We start from the raw sequence: 18,151 nt of genomic DNA, 5'->3' as shown, positions 1-18,151 counted from the left end.
ACAAGAAAATGGTAAAGATTCCGCACAGGCTCTATTTAAGTGAAGACGAGATGCCAAAGCAGTGGTACAATATGCGTGCAGATATGAAAGAAGTGCCGGATCCGCTCATCAATCCGGCGACAATGAAACCGGCAGTGGAGGAGGACCTCTATCCGGTTTTCTGCAAAAAACTGGCACATCAGGAGCTGGACAATGAGACGCGTTATGTGGACATCCCGGAAGAGATTCTCGAGATGTATAAAATTTACCGTCCGTCCCCGCTGATCCGCGCGTTCAATCTGGAAAAGGAGCTCGGTACGCCCGCCAGGATATACTACAAGTTTGAGGGCAATAATACATCGGGCAGCCACAAGCTGAATTCAGCGATCGCGCAGGCTTATTATGCAAAGGACCAGGGCCTTACAGGTCTCACGACAGAGACGGGGGCAGGCCAGTGGGGCACGGCGCTCGCAGAGGCTTGCTCGTATTTCGGCCTTCCGCTCACAGTATTTATGGTCAAGGTTTCGTATGAGCAAAAGCCGTTCCGCAAGGCAGTTATGCAGACATTTGACGCGGATGTAATCGCAAGCCCCAGCACCACGACGCAAATCGGCAGGAAGATTCTCGAGGAGAATCCAAATACCTCAGGCAGCCTTGGCTGCGCGATTTCGGAAGCGGTGGAGAAGGCGGTTTCCACAGAGGGATACCGCTACGTGCTTGGTTCGGTGCTCAATCAGGTGTTGCTGCACCAGTCGATTATCGGACTGGAATCCAAAATAGCGATGGAAAAGCTGGACGAATATCCGGACGTGGTCATCGGCTGCGCTGGCGGCGGCTCCAACCTTGGAGGCCTTATCGCACCGTTTATGCAGGATAAACTCACAGGAAAGGCAAATCCGCGTATTGTTGCGGTAGAGCCTGCATCCTGCCCGTCCCTTACGCGCGGGAAATATGCGTATGATTTCTGCGATACCGGTAAAATTACGCCTATGGCTAAGATGTATACGCTTGGAAGTGGCTTTATCCCCTCGGCAAACCATGCGGGCGGCCTGCGGTATCATGGAATGTCGCCCATTCTTTCCAAATTGTATCATGACGGATACATGGAGGCGGTTTCCGTGGAGCAGAGCAAAGTGTTTGAAGCCGCCGTGCTTTTTGCAAAGAAGGAAACGATTCTTCCCGCACCGGAGTCCGCACACGCAATCCGCGCTGCGATTGACGAAGCGCTGCGTTGCAAGGAAACGGGAGAGGCAAAAACGATTCTCTTTGGCCTGACGGGAACCGGATACTTTGATATGACGGCATACGAATCCTATCACGATGGGAAAATGAACGACTACATCCCAACCGATGAGGAGCTTCAAAAGGGCTTTGACAGCCTGCCGGACGTATCCGCGCTGGAAAAGTAAGGTAAAGGAAAGAAGCCGTGCATCCAAAATGGAGGCACGGCTTTTTTATTGCCGCGAAAGGATTGAAAAGGGCCGCCAAAGGATGGGCGCAAAAAACGTGCAGGCTTGCAAAGCAGGAGCCGCTGACGTAAAATGAAAAGGATAACGACGACGGGAGTACCTTATGAAAAAAATTTTGAGTTTTTTTACCAGCCGGATGTTCATTGTGTTCGCGTTGATTGGCATTCAGGCATGGATTATTATCAGCCTGTTTCTTTATTTTGACGAACAATCAGAGTTTATCCGTACGATATTTTTCATACTCAGCCTTGTTATGGCTCTCTATATCGTGAATAAAAGGCAAAATTCTTCCTATAAGCTGGCATGGATCATACCGATCCTCGTGCTGCCTGTGCTTGGAATTTTACTGTATCTGTTTTTCAGCCAGCGGCAGCTGAGCCGGAAAATGAGGAGGCGGGCAAAAGAGGTATATGAGGGCACGAATAAGCTGCTCGGTCAGGACCGCAGGATCGTTCGCGAAATCGGACAACAGGACAAAAACGTACAGCGGCAATCGGACTATATTCGCAATGCCAGTATGTTTCCGGTTTACGACCAAACAAAAACGCAGTATTTCCCAATGGGCGTGGACTTTTTCGAGCAGCTTAAAATTGAGCTTGAAAAAGCCGAGCGGTATATTTTCATGGAATATTTTATCGTGCAGGAAGGCGTGATGTGGAATAGTATTCTTGAAATACTCAAGCGAAAGGTAAGCGAAGGCGTAGACGTCCGGTTTATGTACGACGACATGGGCTGTGCGCGTACGCTTCCATACCATTATTATAAAAAACTACGTGAAATGGGTATCAAATGCGTGGTGTTCAACACTCTGAAGCCGGAGCTTTCCTCCATCTTCAACAACCGCGACCACAGGAAAATTACCGCCATAGACGGACACACCGCGTTTTGCGGCGGGGCAAACCTGGCGGATGAGTACATCAATGCCATTCAACGTTTCGGCACATGGAAAGACGCGACAATTATGCTCAAGGGCGCGGGGGCGTGGTCTCTCACGCTTATGTTCCTGCAGGCGTGGGAGTTCATGACGCAGGAGGATTCCGATTATTCGGTGTTCCGGCCTGAGGAACGGTTTATCCGTGAATATGAATCGGACGGCTATGTGCAGCCATTCTCAGATGATCCGATGGATAACGAATACGTCAGCGAAAACACCTATCTGAATATGATTAACAGGGCGACGGATTACATTTATATTAATACGCCATACCTGATTTTGGATAACCAGCTGATGTCTTCGCTTACCAATGCGGCAAAGAGCGGGGTGGACGTACGCATCACAACGCCCCATATACCGGACAAAAAAATGGTGTTTTTGGTAACGCGCGCCTATTATGAGCAGCTTTTGGAGTCGGGTGTGAAGATATACGAATATACGCCGGGCTTTATCCATTCCAAAACCTTCGTGTGCGACGACAAGCTCGGGATTGTCGGAACGATTAATCTGGATTACCGCAGCCTGTTTTTGCACTATGAATGCGGAGTGTGGATGTATCAGACATCCGCGATTGCAAAGCTCAGGGAAGATTACCTCAATACGCTTGGCGAATGCCAAGAGGTCACTTATGAAGAGGCGCGGGGCAGGAAGTGGTATGTACGCCTGATGCAGGCGCTGCTTCGCGTGTTCGCCCCGTTGATGTAAAATAACTTATTCGAAATATCGGGTTGCATTGAGGCCTGTCCGTTGCATCAGCTGATAGAAGATATCTTTCTCGATGCCGGTCAGGTCTTTTGTGATCTCTTCACACCATTGATCGCCAATGGCCCGTGTCTTTGGATAGATACTCCACGCTTTTTCAGTCGGGCGCACATTCAGCGAGCGGCTGTCATCGCTGTTGGTGCTGCGGGTGATATATCCCTGCTGCTCCATACGTGCAAGCGTTTTTGCGACCGTGCTTTTATCCATGTCAAGCATTTCTCCAAGCTTGTTTTGCGTAAGGACTTTGTGGTCGCAGATGCACATGATAAAGGTCGCCTGCCCCTTGGAAAGGGAAAGCGGTTTTAAATTTTCTTCGAGATACATTTGTGTCTTTCTGTACAGGGTGGAAATCTCTTTCAACATATTAGGCATTTCGGACATAGAATTCATCTCCTGAATGGTTGAGATTGCAACTTTTATTGTAGCTCTCATTGTTGGGGTTGTCAATCGAGGATACGGGAAACAAATCTCAGAATGATTCTTGACAATGTTTCGATTTTTTATTAAACTATCAATATAGTTGCAAATGCAACTGAAAGCTACTGCGTGTAGCTTGTTTTTTTGCTCATATAGTTGCAAGTGCAACTATAAAAATAATTTTAAAGATTGAAATGGGGGAATCATATGCCAAAGCAAGTGGCGGAAAACAAAATGGGCGTTATGCCCGTCAATAAGCTATTGATCTCGATGTCTGTGCCCATGATGCTTTCCATGCTGATCCAGGCGCTTTACAATGTTGTGGACAGCATGTTTGTAGCGCAGGTCAGCGAGAATGCTCTGACAGCCGTATCGCTTGCGTTTCCGATCCAGAACCTGATGATCGCAGTGGGTACGGGTACGGGAGTCGGAATCAATGCGCTTTTGTCAAGAAGCCTTGGGGAAAAGAATTTCAAACGCGTTAATAAAACGGCAAATCATGCGGTATTCCTTGCACTTTTAAGCTTCATTGTATTTGCGTGCGTTGGGATATTCTGTTCAAGGGCCTTTTTCGAGATGCAGACAGATATTTCGGAAATCGTGGATTATGGGACAAGCTACATGACGATTTGCTGCGTTTTTTCAGTTGGATTATTTGGCCAGTTTGCCTTCGAGCGGCTGCTGCAATCCACAGGAAAAACGTTCTATACGATGATCACGCAACTCATCGGCGCAATCATTAATATCATACTCGATCCGATTATGATATTCGGCTATTTTGGTTTCCCGGAAATGGGCGTCGCGGGCGCGGCTCTCGCGACGGTTACCGGGCAAATTGTTGCCTGCATTGTCGCCGCGGTGATCAATAAGAAAAAGAATACGGAAATTACGATGTCGCTTAAAAAATTCCGTCCAAGCGGAAAAATTATCAAACGGATCTATTCGGTTGGCATACCGTCGATCATCATGGTTTCCATCAGCTCGATCATGAACTTTGGAATGAATGTGATTTTGCTTGCCTATTCGTCGACTGCGGCGGCTGTATTCGGAATTTATTTTAAACTGCAAAGCTTTGTATTTATGCCTGTGTTTGGACTCAATAACGGTATGGTGCCGATTATTGCGTATAATTACGGGGCGCGTAAAAAGACGCGCATTACGAAAACGATCAAGCTGAGCATCATTTATGCCGTCGGTATTATGCTGATAGGCCTTCTGGTATTCCAACTGTTCCCGGCCCAGTTACTCTCCATCTTCAACGCATCGCAGACAATGATGGAAATCGGAACCACCGCCCTGCATGTTATCAGCCTGAGCTTTGTATGCGCGGGATTTGGAATCGTAACGTCTTCCGTATTCCAGGTGCTTGGAAACGGTGTGCTGAGTATGGTTGTATCGATTGTCCGGCAGCTTGTGGTGCTTCTTCCGGTGGCATACCTGTTTTCCGTGTTTGGGGGACTCGACACCGTATGGTGGGCGTTCCCGATTGCAGAGGTTGCGGCGGTTGTTTTGTGTATCCTGTTCCTGAAACGGGTATACAAAAAGGAAATCAATCCGCTTGTGGAAGAGCAGGACGCGCCAATGCAGGAGGTTTATTCCTGAAAACGAATGCGTACGGGTGAAGACGCAAAGAGTATGTAACCCTGCGGCGCACGTTCAGGTGCGAAGGGGTGGCCGCAAAATTTTGCTTTGATGCAAAAAACGGACGCAATGCCTTGTTTGGCGGTGCGTCCGTTTGTTTTTGTTGACCGCGGCGGTGCAAAGCCTTGCCTGTCGCTTTCACAAGCCGCTTTTAGAGATAAAGAGATATAACGATCATGCACTCAGCGAATCGCCTGGGAAACGGGTTCCGCCGCTTCCGTGCGGGATGCCTGCAGGTTTTGTGCAAAATTTTGCACAACGTTCGGTGTGGAGGATAGTCCGACAAAAATCATCACCAAACCGAGAATGATCACTGCGGATAACGCCGCAAATTTGAGAGCCATATTGTGCACCATGTTTACACTTCCTTTCTATCAGTCATGATTCGTTCTGCTTCTAAAATAGACAGTTTTCCTGACATGGAAACATTAAATACATTGATTTTAAAAGAAAGTTTTGGATTGTGGTTGCTATCGGTGAATTTGTGTAGTAAAATAGTTGAGGATACAAAGAACCTTTAAATTGGTACAGAGAGGCTGATAAGGTTGATACATCATTTTTATGCGGTTACAACGTCTTTCTGGTGCACAGAAGACGTTTTTTTGTGCCAGTGCAAAACAAAAACGGGAGGAAATTCATGAAACATTTATTGGATCCAATGGATATCTCTGTGGAAGAGATAGACGAACTTTTAGACCTTGCGGGAGACATTATCAAAGAACCGACCAAATACCAGGAAGTGTGCCGGCACAAAAAGTTGGCGACACTTTTTTTTGAGCCTTCAACGCGCACGCGCCTGAGCTTTGAGGCTGCCATGCACGAGCTTGGCGGCGATGTAATCGGCTTTGCAGGGGCGGACAACAGCTCCGCTTCCAAAGGAGAAAGCGTCGCGGATACGGTGCGCACGGTGGAATGCTACGCAGACATCATTGCAATGCGCCATCCAAAGGAGGGTGCTGCAATGGTCGCCTCGCAAAACGTGCAGATACCGATCATCAACGCGGGCGATGGCGGGCACCAGCATCCCACGCAAACTTTGACAGACCTTCTCACGATACGCTCCTTAAAGGGGAGGCTCGATAATCTGACAATCGGAATGTGTGGAGACCTGAAATTCGGCAGGACGGTGCATTCGCTGATTCGCGCGTTGTCCCGGTATGAGAATATCAAGTTTGTGCTGATTTCTCCAAAGGAACTGAAAGTGCCGCGCTACGTAAAAGAGGACGTGCTCAAAAACAACAAAAATGTGACATACGTGCAGTACGAACGTCTGGAGGAGATTATCTCAGAGCTTGATATCCTTTATATGACGCGCGTGCAGCGTGAGCGCTTCTTTAACGAAGAGGATTATGTACGCCTGCGTGACAGCTATATCCTCGACACGGAAAAAATGAAACGTGCAAAAGAGGATATGATTGTAATGCACCCGCTCCCCAGGGTAAATGAAATCTCTGTTGAGGTGGACAAGGATCCGCGAGCGGCTTATTTCCGGCAGGCGTTGTTTGGCAAATATGTCCGTATGGCCCTTATCATGACGATGTTGGAGGTAAATGCGTAATGCTGAGTATCGATAGTTTGGAAAGAGGAGTCGTAATCGACCACATCAAGGCTGGAAAGGCTATGAGTATTTATAATTATCTCGGACTTGACAAGCTTGATTGCGCCGTAGCGATTATCAAGAATGTAAAAAGCAACCGTATGGGAAAGAAAGATATCATCAAAATTGAAGATGAGATCGAGACAGACCTTGCCATGCTGGGGTTCATTGATCCGAATATCACGGTGAATATCATCGACAACGGGAAGATTATCGATAAAATGAACCTGACGCTCCCTACGCGCGTGGTGAATATTGTAAAGTGCAAAAATCCACGCTGCATTACATCTGTAGAGCAGGAATTACCGCATGTGTTCAATCTGGCGGATGAGGAACGCGGCGTATACCGCTGTGCATACTGTGAACAACAGGCGGAACGGTAAAAAATAATTTGCATAAATATTCATTTTGATGTATAATTATAAATGTTGAAACCAGAATAAAAATAAGGAAGGTTTTTTTGATATGAAACATTTACTCAAAATGAGCGATCTCTCTAAAGAGCAGATCATTGAAATACTCGATTTGGCGGACAAGCTGAAAGCGGAGAATAAACAGGGCGTGAAGCATCCGCTTCTCGCGGGCAAGACGCTGGGCATGATTTTCCAGAAGTCTTCCACGCGGACGCGCGTATCGTTTGAGGTAGGGATGTACCAGCTCGGCGGCTATCCCCTGTTTTTGTCTTCGAACGACCTGCAAATAGGCAGGGGAGAGCCGGTGGAAGATACGGCGCGCGTACTCTCCCGCTATCTTGACGGGATTATGATCCGCACCTTCGCGCAGAAGGAAGTTGAGGATCTTGCCAAATACGGCAGCATTCCGATCATCAACGGCCTCACCGACTTTGCGCATCCGTGTCAGGTGCTTGCGGACCTGATGACCATCCGTGAATACAAAAAGAGTTTTGACGGGCTTAAGATGGCGTATATCGGCGACGGCAACAACATGGCAAATTCGCTGATCGTAGGAGGATTAACGGTTGGAATGGAGGTCGCCTGCGCGATACCGGAAAACTATTACCCAGACCAGTCTGTGCTCGAGTTTGCAAAGGGAAATCCGAAGTTCTCTATTTCCGGCGATGTTTATGCCGCGGCAAAGGATGCGGACGTGCTCTTTACAGACGTTTGGGCGTCCATGGGCCACGAGGCGCAGGTAAAGGAGCGCCAGCAGGCGTTTCAGGGCATCCAGATCAACAGGGACGTTATGGCTGTGGCAAAGCCGGATGCGATGGTACAGCACTGCCTGCCCGCGCACCGGGAGGAAGAAATCACAACGGACGTATTCGAAGCGCACGCACAGGAGATTTTTGATGAAGCGGAAAACCGTATGCACGCGCAAAAGGCTGTTATGGTCATGCTGATGGGAGATCAATAAAGTATCTGCGGAGCATAAAAGCAACAGAAGACTATCCACAATAAAATTGTTTCAAAATGAAATGCTGTGCGAAAATAAAACGCACGGCATTTTTTTGTGATTTTAATGTTCACAATACGCCGTTTGGTTACAAATGAAGCAAAGAAACAGGCCTGTGCGCGGCACAGGAGTCACGGGAGTAAAAAATAATCGGAGGGAAATCAAATGGCAAAGTATATTGACGATAGTTATAAGCTGTACATCGGCGGGAAATGGGTGGATGCGAGCGACGCGGGCACTTTTGAAACGTATTGCCCGGCAAACGGGGAACGCCTTGCAACGTGCGCGGAGGCGACGGAGCAGGACGTGGATCACGCAGTAAAGGCGGCATGGAAGGCATGGGAAACGTGGAAGGACGTCAGCCCGGAGGAACGGCAAAAAATATTGATCAAAATTGCGGAGATCATTGATGAAAACAGAGAGCGCCTTGCACAAATCGAGATGATGGATAACGGTAAGCCCATTCGTGAGACAATGGGTGCGGACGTACCGCTTGCGGCGGACCATTTCCGTTATTTTGCGGGTGCAGTCCGCACAGAGGAAGGCGAAGCTGTGATGCTCGACAAAAACACACTGAACCTCATCCTGCGCGAACCGATTGGCGTAGTGGGGCAGATCGTTCCATGGAATTTTCCTTTCCTGATGGCAGCATGGAAGCTCGCCCCGGTGCTTGCAGCCGGCTGTTGCACGGTATTGAAATCCTCCAGCAGTACACCGCTCAGTATGCTTGAGTTTGCAAAGCTGACGCAGGATGTACTCCCGCCGGGCGTATTTAACGTAATCACAGGCAAGGGCTCAAAGTCGGGCGAATATATGCTGAAAAACAAAGGCTTCAGCAAGCTTGCGTTTACAGGCTCCACAGAGGTCGGCATATCGGTTGCCGAGGCCGCCGCAGAGAAGATGATTCCGGCGACGCTCGAGCTGGGTGGAAAATCCGCGAATATCTTCTTTGACGATTGTAACTGGGATATGGCAATGGAAGGCGTACAAATGGGCATCCTGTTCAATCAGGGGCAGGTGTGCAGCGCAGGCTCGCGCGTTTTTGTACAGGAGGGTATCTACGATAAATTTGTTGCGGATGCAGTGGAGCGTTTCAATCGCGTCAAAGTCGGCGAGCCGTGGAAGGAAGATACGCAGATGGGCGCGCAGATATCGGAAGGACAACTCAAAAAGATATTGGACTATATTGAAATTGGCAAAAAGGAAGGGGCAAAGGTGGCGTGCGGCGGAGAACGTATGACGGAAAACGGCCTTGGCAAAGGCTGCTTTATGCGGCCCACGCTCCTCGTTGATGTGACAAACGGCATGCGCGTCGCGCAGGAAGAAATATTTGGGCCCGTAGCGGTTGTAATCAAATTCCGTACGGAGGAAGAAGCGATCGAAATGGCGAACGACAGCGATTACGGCCTGGCCGGCGGGGTATGGACAAAGGACCTCAATCGTGCCATCCGTGTTGCGCGCGGCGTGAAGACGGGACGTATGTGGGTAAACACATACAACTCCTTCCCGGCAGGCGCGCCGTTTGGCGGATATAAGGAATCAGGAATCGGGCGCGAGACACATAAGGTGATCCTGGAGCATTATACGCAAATGAAGAATATTTTGATCAACCTTTCAGAAAAACCCGCGGGTATGTTTTAAATCGATCTTCATATTGATTTCAGGAAAAGGGAATGGCCGCCGCCGTTCCCTTTGTTTTGTAAATTTTTAAATAAAGGGCTTGACAGGGAAAGGTGTTGGGCATATAATTAATTTAAACTTTAAATTAATTGATAAATAAATGCCGGTATCGGCGATGAAAACAAATCTCAACACAGGATGCAAACAAAAAAACAGGAGGATGGATTTATGCCACTATACGAAGGAACAGAAAACGTATTGAATGAAATCAGCGTAAAGCCTGAGGTCAGGGAATCGGTCGTGCAGGGTACGGACGCAGTGGTCGCAGCAATCGCAGACGCATTTTCCGTAACGGAGCACGCAAATATAGCGCTTGACGGATGGTATGGCGTAGAATTTGAAAAGATTGCGGGATGGATTGGAAAAGAGCTTGAAAAAAGAGGGATTGAGGCGCAGCTTCTTCCGGCGGCGCATTATGCGCTGCCTGCGGATAAAATGGCGGAGTATAAAAAGACCTTTGTTACGGACGATCCGTCGTTTGGCTGGGTGAACGATAGCGGTACCATCAGTGACGTGATGGATCCGGGCAAAGTCAGCGAACTGAAAAAAGAGCTTGCTTCGCGCAAACAGGCAACCCTGGTTTATGGTTACGGCAGCGCGGTGGAAGAGCTTTATAGCGAATATGACAAAGTATTTTATTTTGATAAAACGCAGCAGCCCATGCTGTGGCAGATGTGGGGCGGGGAACTGGTTCCCTTTGGCGAGACGCAGCCCAAAAAGGATTACAACTGGAAGGAATATTATTATTGCGATTACTACCTGCTGATCCGTCAGAAATTTAATTTGTTTGGCAAAGCGGATTACTATGTGCAGGCGGTCAGCGCGGACGACCTGAAGCTGATGCCCATGGAGAGCTACCGGGAAATCGCCTCCACGCTTGTGAAATACCCGATCAAGGAAGTGGAGATATATCAGCCCGGCCCGTGGGGAGGATACCGCTTCAAAGATTTGTGGGATGTAAAAGGGCTTTCGTGCAGCGGCTGGAACGAGCTTGCGGGCGTAGAGCTTGGAGTGATGGCGGATATTGGAGACGGGATTGTGATCAATATGCCGTTTTCGAATATGACTTACTATGGAAAAGAGCTTGTCGGCGAAACCATTGATAAGGAATATCCCGGACTGTTCCCGCTTAGCGTCTGGTGCGACGACGGGTATTTCGAAAAGCCGGTATCGCAGGAAAGAAGCAGTATGCCGATCCACAACCATCCAAGTACGGATTACGTAAAGAAGCATTTTAACGAGCCTCTTGGACGGTATGAAACCTACTACATTATGGAAGCATATGAAGGGGCGAATACGCTCATGGGCTTCAAGGATGACGCAGATCTTGAAGCATGGGAGAGAAAATGCCGGGAATCCGATAACAAAACATTTTTTGAGGACTGGAAGGATTATGTGTGCCGCTGGGAATCGCGGGTGGGAGACCTGTATCTGATCCCACCGGGAACAGACCACGGCCACGGCGGAAATCAGATGGTGCTTGAGATGGATACCTGCCCGTCTGTAGCGGGTACGGAATACTCCTTCTTCTCGTACGGATATGCGGCAAAGACATGGGATGATAACGCGAAATCTATGACAGGAAGCCCGATGAAAATGCAGCCGGATCATGTTTTCCCAAACAGCAGGTGGCGCAGGGAAAGCTACGTGAAGGATCATCTGCGCGCACAGCGCAGCGTTGTGAAGTGGACGAAGGACTACTATAAAGAGCGGTATTCCAGCCTGCCGGAAATGCCGTTTGAAATCGAGCGTATTCTTTATTATGACAGGGCTGAAAATGATACGGAAGGGAAATTCGCACAAGTACTGACCTTAGCGGCCGGCAAGAGCGCGATCATCCGTTCCAAAAAGAATCCGGAGCTTTGCACGCGCCTGAACCGTTATCAGGCGGCGGTAATTCCCGCGTCATTTGGGGAATATGAAATTTTGAGTGAAGAAAGCGGCGGAGAGAACACGATCGCATTGATTCGTCTCAAAAAAGGCTGAGAAAACCGAATCCGGCAAACGTGTATGGGAAACGCCGGGACACGGTAACTGGAACAGGGCACAGGACGGCTGTGCCCTGTTTTTTAAGAAGCGTAGGAATCTATTGAGATTTCGTCAAAAAACGTATAAAATAATAGTAAAAGACGATTCAGGAGTTAGCCATGGCACAGGGACGCATTAACAACAAAAAAATGAAAGAGATTAATGCACAGAATATCCTCAGTGAAATTCGTAAGGCGGGAAATATCTCACGAAAGGACCTTTCGGCTAAGACCGGCCTTACTACTGGAACCGTCACGAATATCACGGCTATGCTGATCGAACAGAACTATGTGATCGAAACGGGAAGCGGAGAGTCTGAGCTGGGCGGCAGAAAGCCGATCCTGCTCGAGCTGAACGCCAAAGCGGGTTATGCGGTGGGCCTTGAGCTCGACGTAACGAATATTGTCTGCGTAGTGAGTGATTTCAAAGCCGACGTGCTGTATGGCAAACGCGTGCAGATCGACCTTGCGGAGGGCAGGGACGAAATCATCGAGCGAATGGCGCAGATTGTAGAAAAGGCAATCGAAGAAGTTGGAATCGAAAAGGAACAGGTTTTGGGCCTTGGGCTTGCAATTCCCGGGCCCTGTAATTATGCAAAGGGCATAATGATCAATCCGCCCAATTTTCCCGGATGGCTCAATGTGCCAATCAAAGACATCCTCGAAGACAGGCTCGGGCTGAAGATTTTTACAAGCAAGGAGACCTCGTGCGCTGTGCTTGCGGATTACTGGTTTGGAGCGGACGCCGGGAGCCAGCGTATCTTTGGAATCACGGTTGGGGAAGTTGGCATAGGAGGCGCGCTGGTTTTAAACGGACGAATCTTCCAGGAGAAGGAAGGCGAATCCATGGACATTGGGCACACGGTTGTGCAGGTAGACGGTTATCCCTGCACCTGCGGAAACAGGGGCTGCCTTGAGGCGCAGGCAAACGGGCAGGCTGCCGTCCGCTATGCGAAAGAATTTCTGGCAGGCGGGCAAGAGAGCAGGCTGAAAGGGCACGTCACATTTGAGGATGTTGTTGCAGGCGTGACGGAGGGAGACGAGGTGTGTGTGGAGGCGGTCAAAAAGTGCGCCTTTTATATCAGCATGGCGGTTGGAAATACACTGTGCCTGTTAAGCCCGCAAAAGATATGCTTTGGTGGAGATTTTATCGACGAATGCCCGCTTTTATATGAGAAGGTTGTTGAATATCTGGAACGGATGGAGTATCCGGTCGGCGCGCGCGAAGCAAAGAAATCGTTGTTTGCATTCGGAGAACGAAATGGCGCGATGGGAGGATTGGCACTGGTTTTTGAAGCTTTCTCCCGCATATAGCCCAAATATAAAAACGCCTGATGATAATCAGGCGTTTTTTGTTGCCTTGTTCAGGAATCGGCAGACTCCTTCGCAACGGATGCGTCAGTGCGCTCTTCAGCCACTTTCCACGAAGGCTTGCGGAACCGGTAAATGAGGAGAGGAATTGCCGTTAAAAGGATCGTTCCAAGCAGGATAAACAGAATATACCCCGCGTGCTCGTCCGGCTTGAGCGAAGCGGGAGGGAAGAAGCTGGTGACGATCACAAAGCCCACCCCGATAAGCCCTATTACGGAAATGATTGCAGCGCCGACCTTGCCGCCGGGAAGCTGAAACGCGTGCTTCTCATTGGGGTGGCGTTTGCGGTAAATAAATCCGGACAGAAGAATAAAAATATATACAATGCAATATAATACGACCGCCATGGTGAGGATTGTATTAAATACGCCGTTTGTTCCGGGAATAAATACAAAAATCAACGCAATCGCGGTGACAATTACAGCCTGAAGGATCATCAGGGGAACCGGAATATCGCGTTTGTTTGTTTTCTGGAATACGGGCGGAAGAGAACCGGCTCTTGCGCTTTGCAGCATGCCACGCGAAGGGCCGACTGTCCAGGCGGAGATTTCTGTGATGCACGATAGCGCAATCATTGCAGCAATGATAATCGTGATCCAGCCCACGCCCCAGTTGTTGAACATAACGGAAAAGACCTGCGCGGGATCTGCAAGCGCAATTTTACTCTCCGCAACCAGAGAGTCGGTGATAAGGCCTGCATAAGTAAATAATCCCGCGGTGAGGCATGTCGCCAGTATAATCGCCCGCGGATAATTTTTTCTTGGGTTATCGATGCGGTTTGCAAAGCTGGAAGCCTGCTCCATGCCCGCAAAAAGGAATATGATGCCTGAAAGGCGCGAGAGCGTCCCAATATCTCCTGCGTTGGGGATCATGTCGCTTAAAGACGGCGCTTCAAAAACGCCGGGGTTGTTGGTAAATGTATAAATCGTCCCAAAAATGAGCAGTACCGCAAGCGGGATAAAGAGGCCGATGATCGTGCCGTAGGTGCTGATCAGCGTAATGGGAACGCCCTTTATGATCAGGAAGGTAATCAGCCAAAAAACTGCGATCACAATAAGGCCAATAAAAATGTTGTTGCTCAACAGGGATTTCGCACCCAGCATGGTTGCGATCATATCCGCAAACGCGGCGCCCACGGTCACCATACCAAAGCACATCTGTACCCAAATCAGCCATGCAGCCATAAAACCCCAGCGCGGGGACATCGCTTTGCTGATCCAAACGGAAGGGCCTCCATCTACCGGCATTGCCGTGGCGAACTCCGCGGACACAAAGGAAATGGGAATTACGAACATAAGCACCGCAAAGATCATGAACGATACGGATTCCCAGCCTGCGTAGGCAATGTTTGGGATGCGGCGTACCGAAGCAAAATAAGCCATTGTTAAAAATATTAATTGTAAGAACGTTATTTTTTTCATTGTGATACTTCCCAAAGCTTTTTTGTAGTAACAGTTTCATTATTAATAAACAACAATTTCCGGATTATGCAGGAAAGCAAATAATTTTAATTGTTTTGAATAAATGAAAAACAGTTGGGTATAAGTAAACTATCAATACGATTTGGGGGAATTGAGTATGGAAGGATCAAAAAGAGCCTGTGCGGAAACGACGCACATCGTAATGTCTGAGGATATTAACCAGCTTGGGAACCTGCATGGCGGCACGCTCATGCAATGGGTAGATATCGTTGGGGCAGTTGCCGCTACAAGGCATGCGCATACCATTGTAACGACAGCCGCACTCGACAGTATGGATTTTAAGCATCCGGTTCCGCTTGGGGCTATCGTAACGCTGCAGGCGGTCGTCACATGGACGGGGCGTACGTCGCTTGAAGTGCGTGTAGACGTATACAGCGAAAAGGCACGCAGTGAAAAAAAGACGCGAACCAATACCGCATACCTGGTTTTTGTAGCGCTGGGCTACGATGGAAACCCGCAGGAGGTGCCGGAATTCCTGCCGGAGACAAGCGAAGAAAAGCTGGAGTACGAGCGTGCGCTGCAACGGCGCGAAGAGCGTTTGAGAAGGAAAAACGCCGGGTTTTGATATTTTGTACACATGAACGAAACAAACTGTCAAATGCGTTATGATTATTACAAAAGCTTGTGGAGCTATGGACTTGAAGGACGATTTTCATTAAGATGAAGCTAACAGAGGAACACATTTCATCGACAAAGTAACAAAATGTCTTTTTACCGAATTTTTTTCGGTGTTATATTAATCCAAATTCTAAGGAGGACGCCGTTATGGCTCGTATCAAAGATTTTATTGACACTACAGATTTTACAAAGAAAGAACTCGTTGAGATGATTGACCTCGGAATAGCAATCAAAAAATGTATCAAATTGGGATATTATCCACAGCTTATGAAAAATAAGGTGCTGGGTATGATTTTTGAGCAGTCGTCCACGCGCACAAGGGTTTCCTTTGAAACTGCAATGGCGCAGATGGGCGGGCACGCACAATACCTCGCGCCGGGCCAGATACAAATGGGCAAGCATGAATCCGTGAGCGATACGGTAAAGGTGCTTTCAAGGCTGGTCGATATTCTGATGGCGCGCGTAGAGCGTCACGGCACGGTTGTTGAGATGGGCAGAGCAGCCTCTATTCCGGTCATCAACGGAATGAGCGACTATAACCATCCCACGCAGGAAATGGGCGATGCAATCACCATGAAAGAGCATCTTCCAAAGGGCAAGAAGATGGAGGATTGCAAGGTTGTATTCGTGGGCGACGCGACGCAGGTTTGCGCCTCGCTTATGATGCTTACCACAAAGCTTGGCATGAACTTTGTGCAGTTTGGGCCGAAGGGTTTTCAGCTCAAGGAAAATTTCCAGAAAATCGCGGAAGAAAACTGCAAGGTTTCAGGCGGCAGCTTCCTGATCACGGAAGATGAGGACGAGGCCATCAAGGATGCTGACTTTATTTATACGGATGTTTGGTATGGACTGTATGAAGCGGAGCTTTCCAAGGAAGAACGCATGCGTATTTTCTATCCAAAATACCAGGTGGATGCGGCAATGATCGCAAAGGCTTCTCCTGAGGTAAAATTCATGCACTGCCTGCCCGCATCGCGCGGCGAGGAAGTAACGGACGAAGTAATCGACGCGCCGTATTCCATCGTTATCGACGAAGCGGAAAATCGCCTGACAGCGATGCGCGCGCTTCTCGTGTACTTTATGTATCCGGAAAAACCAGTCGATATGGTAGCGCGTGATGCTTCCAAGGCCGGACTGGAAGCGTACATGAAAGAAATCAAGCTAATCTGAACCTGACTTCTGCGGGGGCGGTTTCCGCCCCCAAAAAAATATTGATACCGATGCTTCCGTCGGTGCATAACGAGGGCGGAAGTGTGGAATAATAAGGTAATATAATTACGCGCAAAGGCTTTGTTCCCCGTTGAAACCATCCCTTTCGAGGGATAGCAGCGAAGGCAAAGCATGTGCAACTGAGAAGGAGGAATGGTAGATGATGGCTACAAAGAAGAAATTCAAATTGTTTGACGCTGTCCTCGCGGCGGTATGTATCGTGCTTGTTGTGGAAGCGGTAGCGCCTGCGGCGGCAATCGGTCCATGGCAGTACATTTGGTGGGCAATCATGCTCATTGCTTTTTTCCTGCCGTACGGAATGATTTCCGCAGAGCTCGGAACAACCTACGACGATGAGGGCGGACTTTACGATTGGGTAAAGCGTGCATTCGGACGTAAGAACGGATCGCGCGTCGCGTGGTACTATTGGGTTAATTTTCCGCTGTGGATGGCGTCGTTGGCGGTTTTGTTCACAGATATCCTGATGGCGGTTACAGGCGCGGAGATCAACTGGATCGTAACTCTCGTCATACAGCTCGTATTTATCTGGGTTGTTATATTAATCAGCAATTATCGGGTGAGCCAAAGCAAATGGCTTATCAACATTGGAACGATCGTCAAAGTAATATTGATCGTGGCGATGGGCGTACTGGGTATTTACGGCGCGGTTGTAAACGGCTTTGCAAATTCAGGCTCGCTCGCTGACATCTCGCCCCTGATGGGTATTTCGTTTATATCGATCATCCTGTTTAACTTTATGGGCTTTGAGGTCGTTACGACGTTTGCAGGCGACATGCAAAATCCAAAGAAGGAAATTCCAAAGGCGATTGTTGTCGGCGGTATCCTGATTGCGATATTCTACTTATTTGGCGCATTCGGCGTGAGCGCTGCGATTCCATATAACGAGCTTTCCGTAGACAGTGGATTTATGGATGCGGCAGGTATATTGCTGGCAAGCGCACCGGGCATCTTCCTTGTGATTATCGGCATTCTGTTTATGTTTTCACTTATTGCAAACCTTTCTTCGTGGTCGTTTGGCGTCAACTATGTCGCAATGTATGCGGCGCGCGATCATGCAATGCCCAAGGTATTCGAAAAAGAAAACAAGGACGAGGTGCCGTCGAGCGCCAACATTATCAATGGAGTGGTGGCAACGGTCATTGTGGTGATCGCTGCGATTCTCGGGCAGGTAAACCCGGACGCAGTCGATTCCTTCTGGACATTGTTTGCCCTTAACGTAGTAACGCTGCTCGCATCCTACATTTTCCTGTTCCCGGCCTTCCAAAAGCTGCGTAAGACCGATCCGGACAGGGAGCGCCCCTATAAAGTACCGGGCAAAAAAGGCATGATCGGCCTTATGACATGGGTGCCGTTCGCGCTGCTGATTCTGGCGATCATATTCCTGCTGTTCCCTTACAATGCGGATACGGGAATGCTGGAGCCGGATGTAGTGCTGATCATCGGCGTGGTGATTTCTGTGGTGCTTGGCGAAATCATTGCCGCGGTTACCACAAGGAAAGCGCCGCCGGATGCGGTTAAGCAAAAAGAGTAAC

General features: G+C 48.8%; 15 protein-coding genes. 12 read left to right on the top strand and 3 right to left on the bottom strand.

Features of this window, described 5'->3' with window-relative positions; all coding sequences use genetic code 11:
- The first annotated feature begins 8 nt into the window (after positions 1-8).
- Both CHK_RS09360 and cls read left to right on the top strand, forming a co-directional pair.
- Positions 9-1,388, top strand: coding sequence for a TrpB-like pyridoxal phosphate-dependent enzyme (locus CHK_RS09360; protein ID WP_046443788.1), 1,380 nt, complete (start codon positions 9-11; stop codon positions 1,386-1,388).
- A gap of 163 nt (positions 1,389-1,551) precedes the next feature.
- Positions 1,552-3,087 (top strand): cardiolipin synthase, encoded by a 1,536-nt coding sequence (cls, locus tag CHK_RS09355; RefSeq protein WP_046443787.1) that lies wholly within the window; start codon positions 1,552-1,554, stop codon positions 3,085-3,087.
- Positions 3,088-3,093: 6 nt separating this feature from the next.
- On the opposite strand, the gene CHK_RS09350 is transcribed toward cls, so the two are convergent.
- Entirely contained in the window at positions 3,094-3,525 is a 432-nt protein-coding gene (locus CHK_RS09350; RefSeq protein WP_052740485.1) for a MarR family winged helix-turn-helix transcriptional regulator, read from the bottom strand.
- A 243-nt stretch (positions 3,526-3,768) separates the two neighbouring features.
- Between CHK_RS09350 and CHK_RS09345 the strand changes: the two genes are divergently transcribed.
- Positions 3,769-5,163 carry an MATE family efflux transporter gene (locus tag CHK_RS09345; RefSeq protein ID WP_046443786.1) on the top strand — a complete coding sequence of 465 codons (1,395 nt, stop codon included), beginning with the start codon at positions 3,769-3,771 and terminating at the stop codon, positions 5,161-5,163.
- A 221-nt stretch (positions 5,164-5,384) separates the two neighbouring features.
- Here the strand turns inward: CHK_RS09345 and CHK_RS16630 are convergent, their stop codons facing one another.
- On the bottom strand, positions 5,385-5,558 hold the full coding sequence (locus CHK_RS16630) for a hypothetical protein (protein WP_160295628.1): 174 nt from the start codon (positions 5,556-5,558) through the stop codon (positions 5,385-5,387).
- Positions 5,559-5,839: 281 nt separating this feature from the next.
- Between CHK_RS16630 and pyrB the strand changes: the two genes are divergently transcribed.
- The 6 genes from pyrB to CHK_RS09315 all read left to right on the top strand — a co-directional run bounded on the left by pyrB (position 5,840) and on the right by CHK_RS09315 (position 13,233).
- Positions 5,840-6,760, top strand: a complete 921-nt coding sequence (pyrB, locus tag CHK_RS09340; RefSeq protein WP_046443785.1) for an aspartate carbamoyltransferase — start codon at positions 5,840-5,842, stop codon at positions 6,758-6,760.
- Positions 6,760-7,182 carry an aspartate carbamoyltransferase regulatory subunit gene (locus CHK_RS09335; RefSeq protein ID WP_046443784.1) on the top strand — a complete coding sequence of 141 codons (423 nt, stop codon included), beginning with the start codon at positions 6,760-6,762 and terminating at the stop codon, positions 7,180-7,182. Before pyrB ends, CHK_RS09335 begins: the two co-directional genes overlap by 1 nt.
- 82 nt (positions 7,183-7,264) lie before the next feature.
- Complete coding sequence (argF, locus tag CHK_RS09330; protein ID WP_046443783.1) at positions 7,265-8,173, top strand: ornithine carbamoyltransferase; 909 nt, start codon at positions 7,265-7,267, stop codon at positions 8,171-8,173.
- A gap of 204 nt (positions 8,174-8,377) precedes the next feature.
- Positions 8,378-9,853, top strand: a complete 1,476-nt coding sequence (locus CHK_RS09325) for an aldehyde dehydrogenase family protein (RefSeq protein ID WP_046443782.1) — start codon at positions 8,378-8,380, stop codon at positions 9,851-9,853.
- Between the two features lie 207 nt (positions 9,854-10,060).
- A complete protein-coding gene (locus CHK_RS09320) occupies positions 10,061-11,878 on the top strand; it encodes a cupin domain-containing protein (RefSeq protein ID WP_046443781.1) in 1,818 nt (605 codons plus the stop codon).
- 191 nt (positions 11,879-12,069) lie between these two features.
- The gene (locus CHK_RS09315; RefSeq protein ID WP_160295627.1) at positions 12,070-13,233 is read left to right on the top strand and encodes an ROK family transcriptional regulator; all 1,164 of its coding nucleotides are present in this window, start codon (positions 12,070-12,072) and stop codon (positions 13,231-13,233) included.
- Between the two features lie 50 nt (positions 13,234-13,283).
- Here the strand turns inward: CHK_RS09315 and CHK_RS09310 are convergent, their stop codons facing one another.
- On the bottom strand, positions 13,284-14,711 hold the full coding sequence (locus CHK_RS09310) for an amino acid permease (RefSeq protein WP_046443779.1): 1,428 nt from the start codon (positions 14,709-14,711) through the stop codon (positions 13,284-13,286).
- Positions 14,712-14,868: 157 nt separating this feature from the next.
- On the opposite strand from CHK_RS09310, the gene CHK_RS09305 reads away from it, so the two are divergent.
- The 3 genes from CHK_RS09305 to CHK_RS09295 all read left to right on the top strand — a co-directional run bounded on the left by CHK_RS09305 (position 14,869) and on the right by CHK_RS09295 (position 18,150).
- Entirely contained in the window at positions 14,869-15,336 is a 468-nt protein-coding gene (locus tag CHK_RS09305) for an acyl-CoA thioesterase (protein WP_046443778.1), read from the top strand.
- A 200-nt stretch (positions 15,337-15,536) separates the two neighbouring features.
- Positions 15,537-16,559 carry a putrescine carbamoyltransferase gene (gene ptcA / locus CHK_RS09300; protein WP_046443777.1) on the top strand — a complete coding sequence of 341 codons (1,023 nt, stop codon included), beginning with the start codon at positions 15,537-15,539 and terminating at the stop codon, positions 16,557-16,559.
- Positions 16,560-16,761: 202 nt separating this feature from the next.
- Positions 16,762-18,150, top strand: a complete 1,389-nt coding sequence (locus CHK_RS09295; protein ID WP_046443805.1) for an APC family permease — start codon at positions 16,762-16,764, stop codon at positions 18,148-18,150.
- The last annotated feature ends 1 nt before the right edge of the window (position 18,151 follow it).

Source organism: Christensenella hongkongensis (assembly GCF_000981035.1).
In the GTDB taxonomy this organism is placed as follows: domain Bacteria; phylum Bacillota; class Clostridia; order Christensenellales; family Christensenellaceae; genus Christensenella; species Christensenella hongkongensis.
This window is presented reverse-complemented; position numbering and strand designations above follow the sequence as displayed.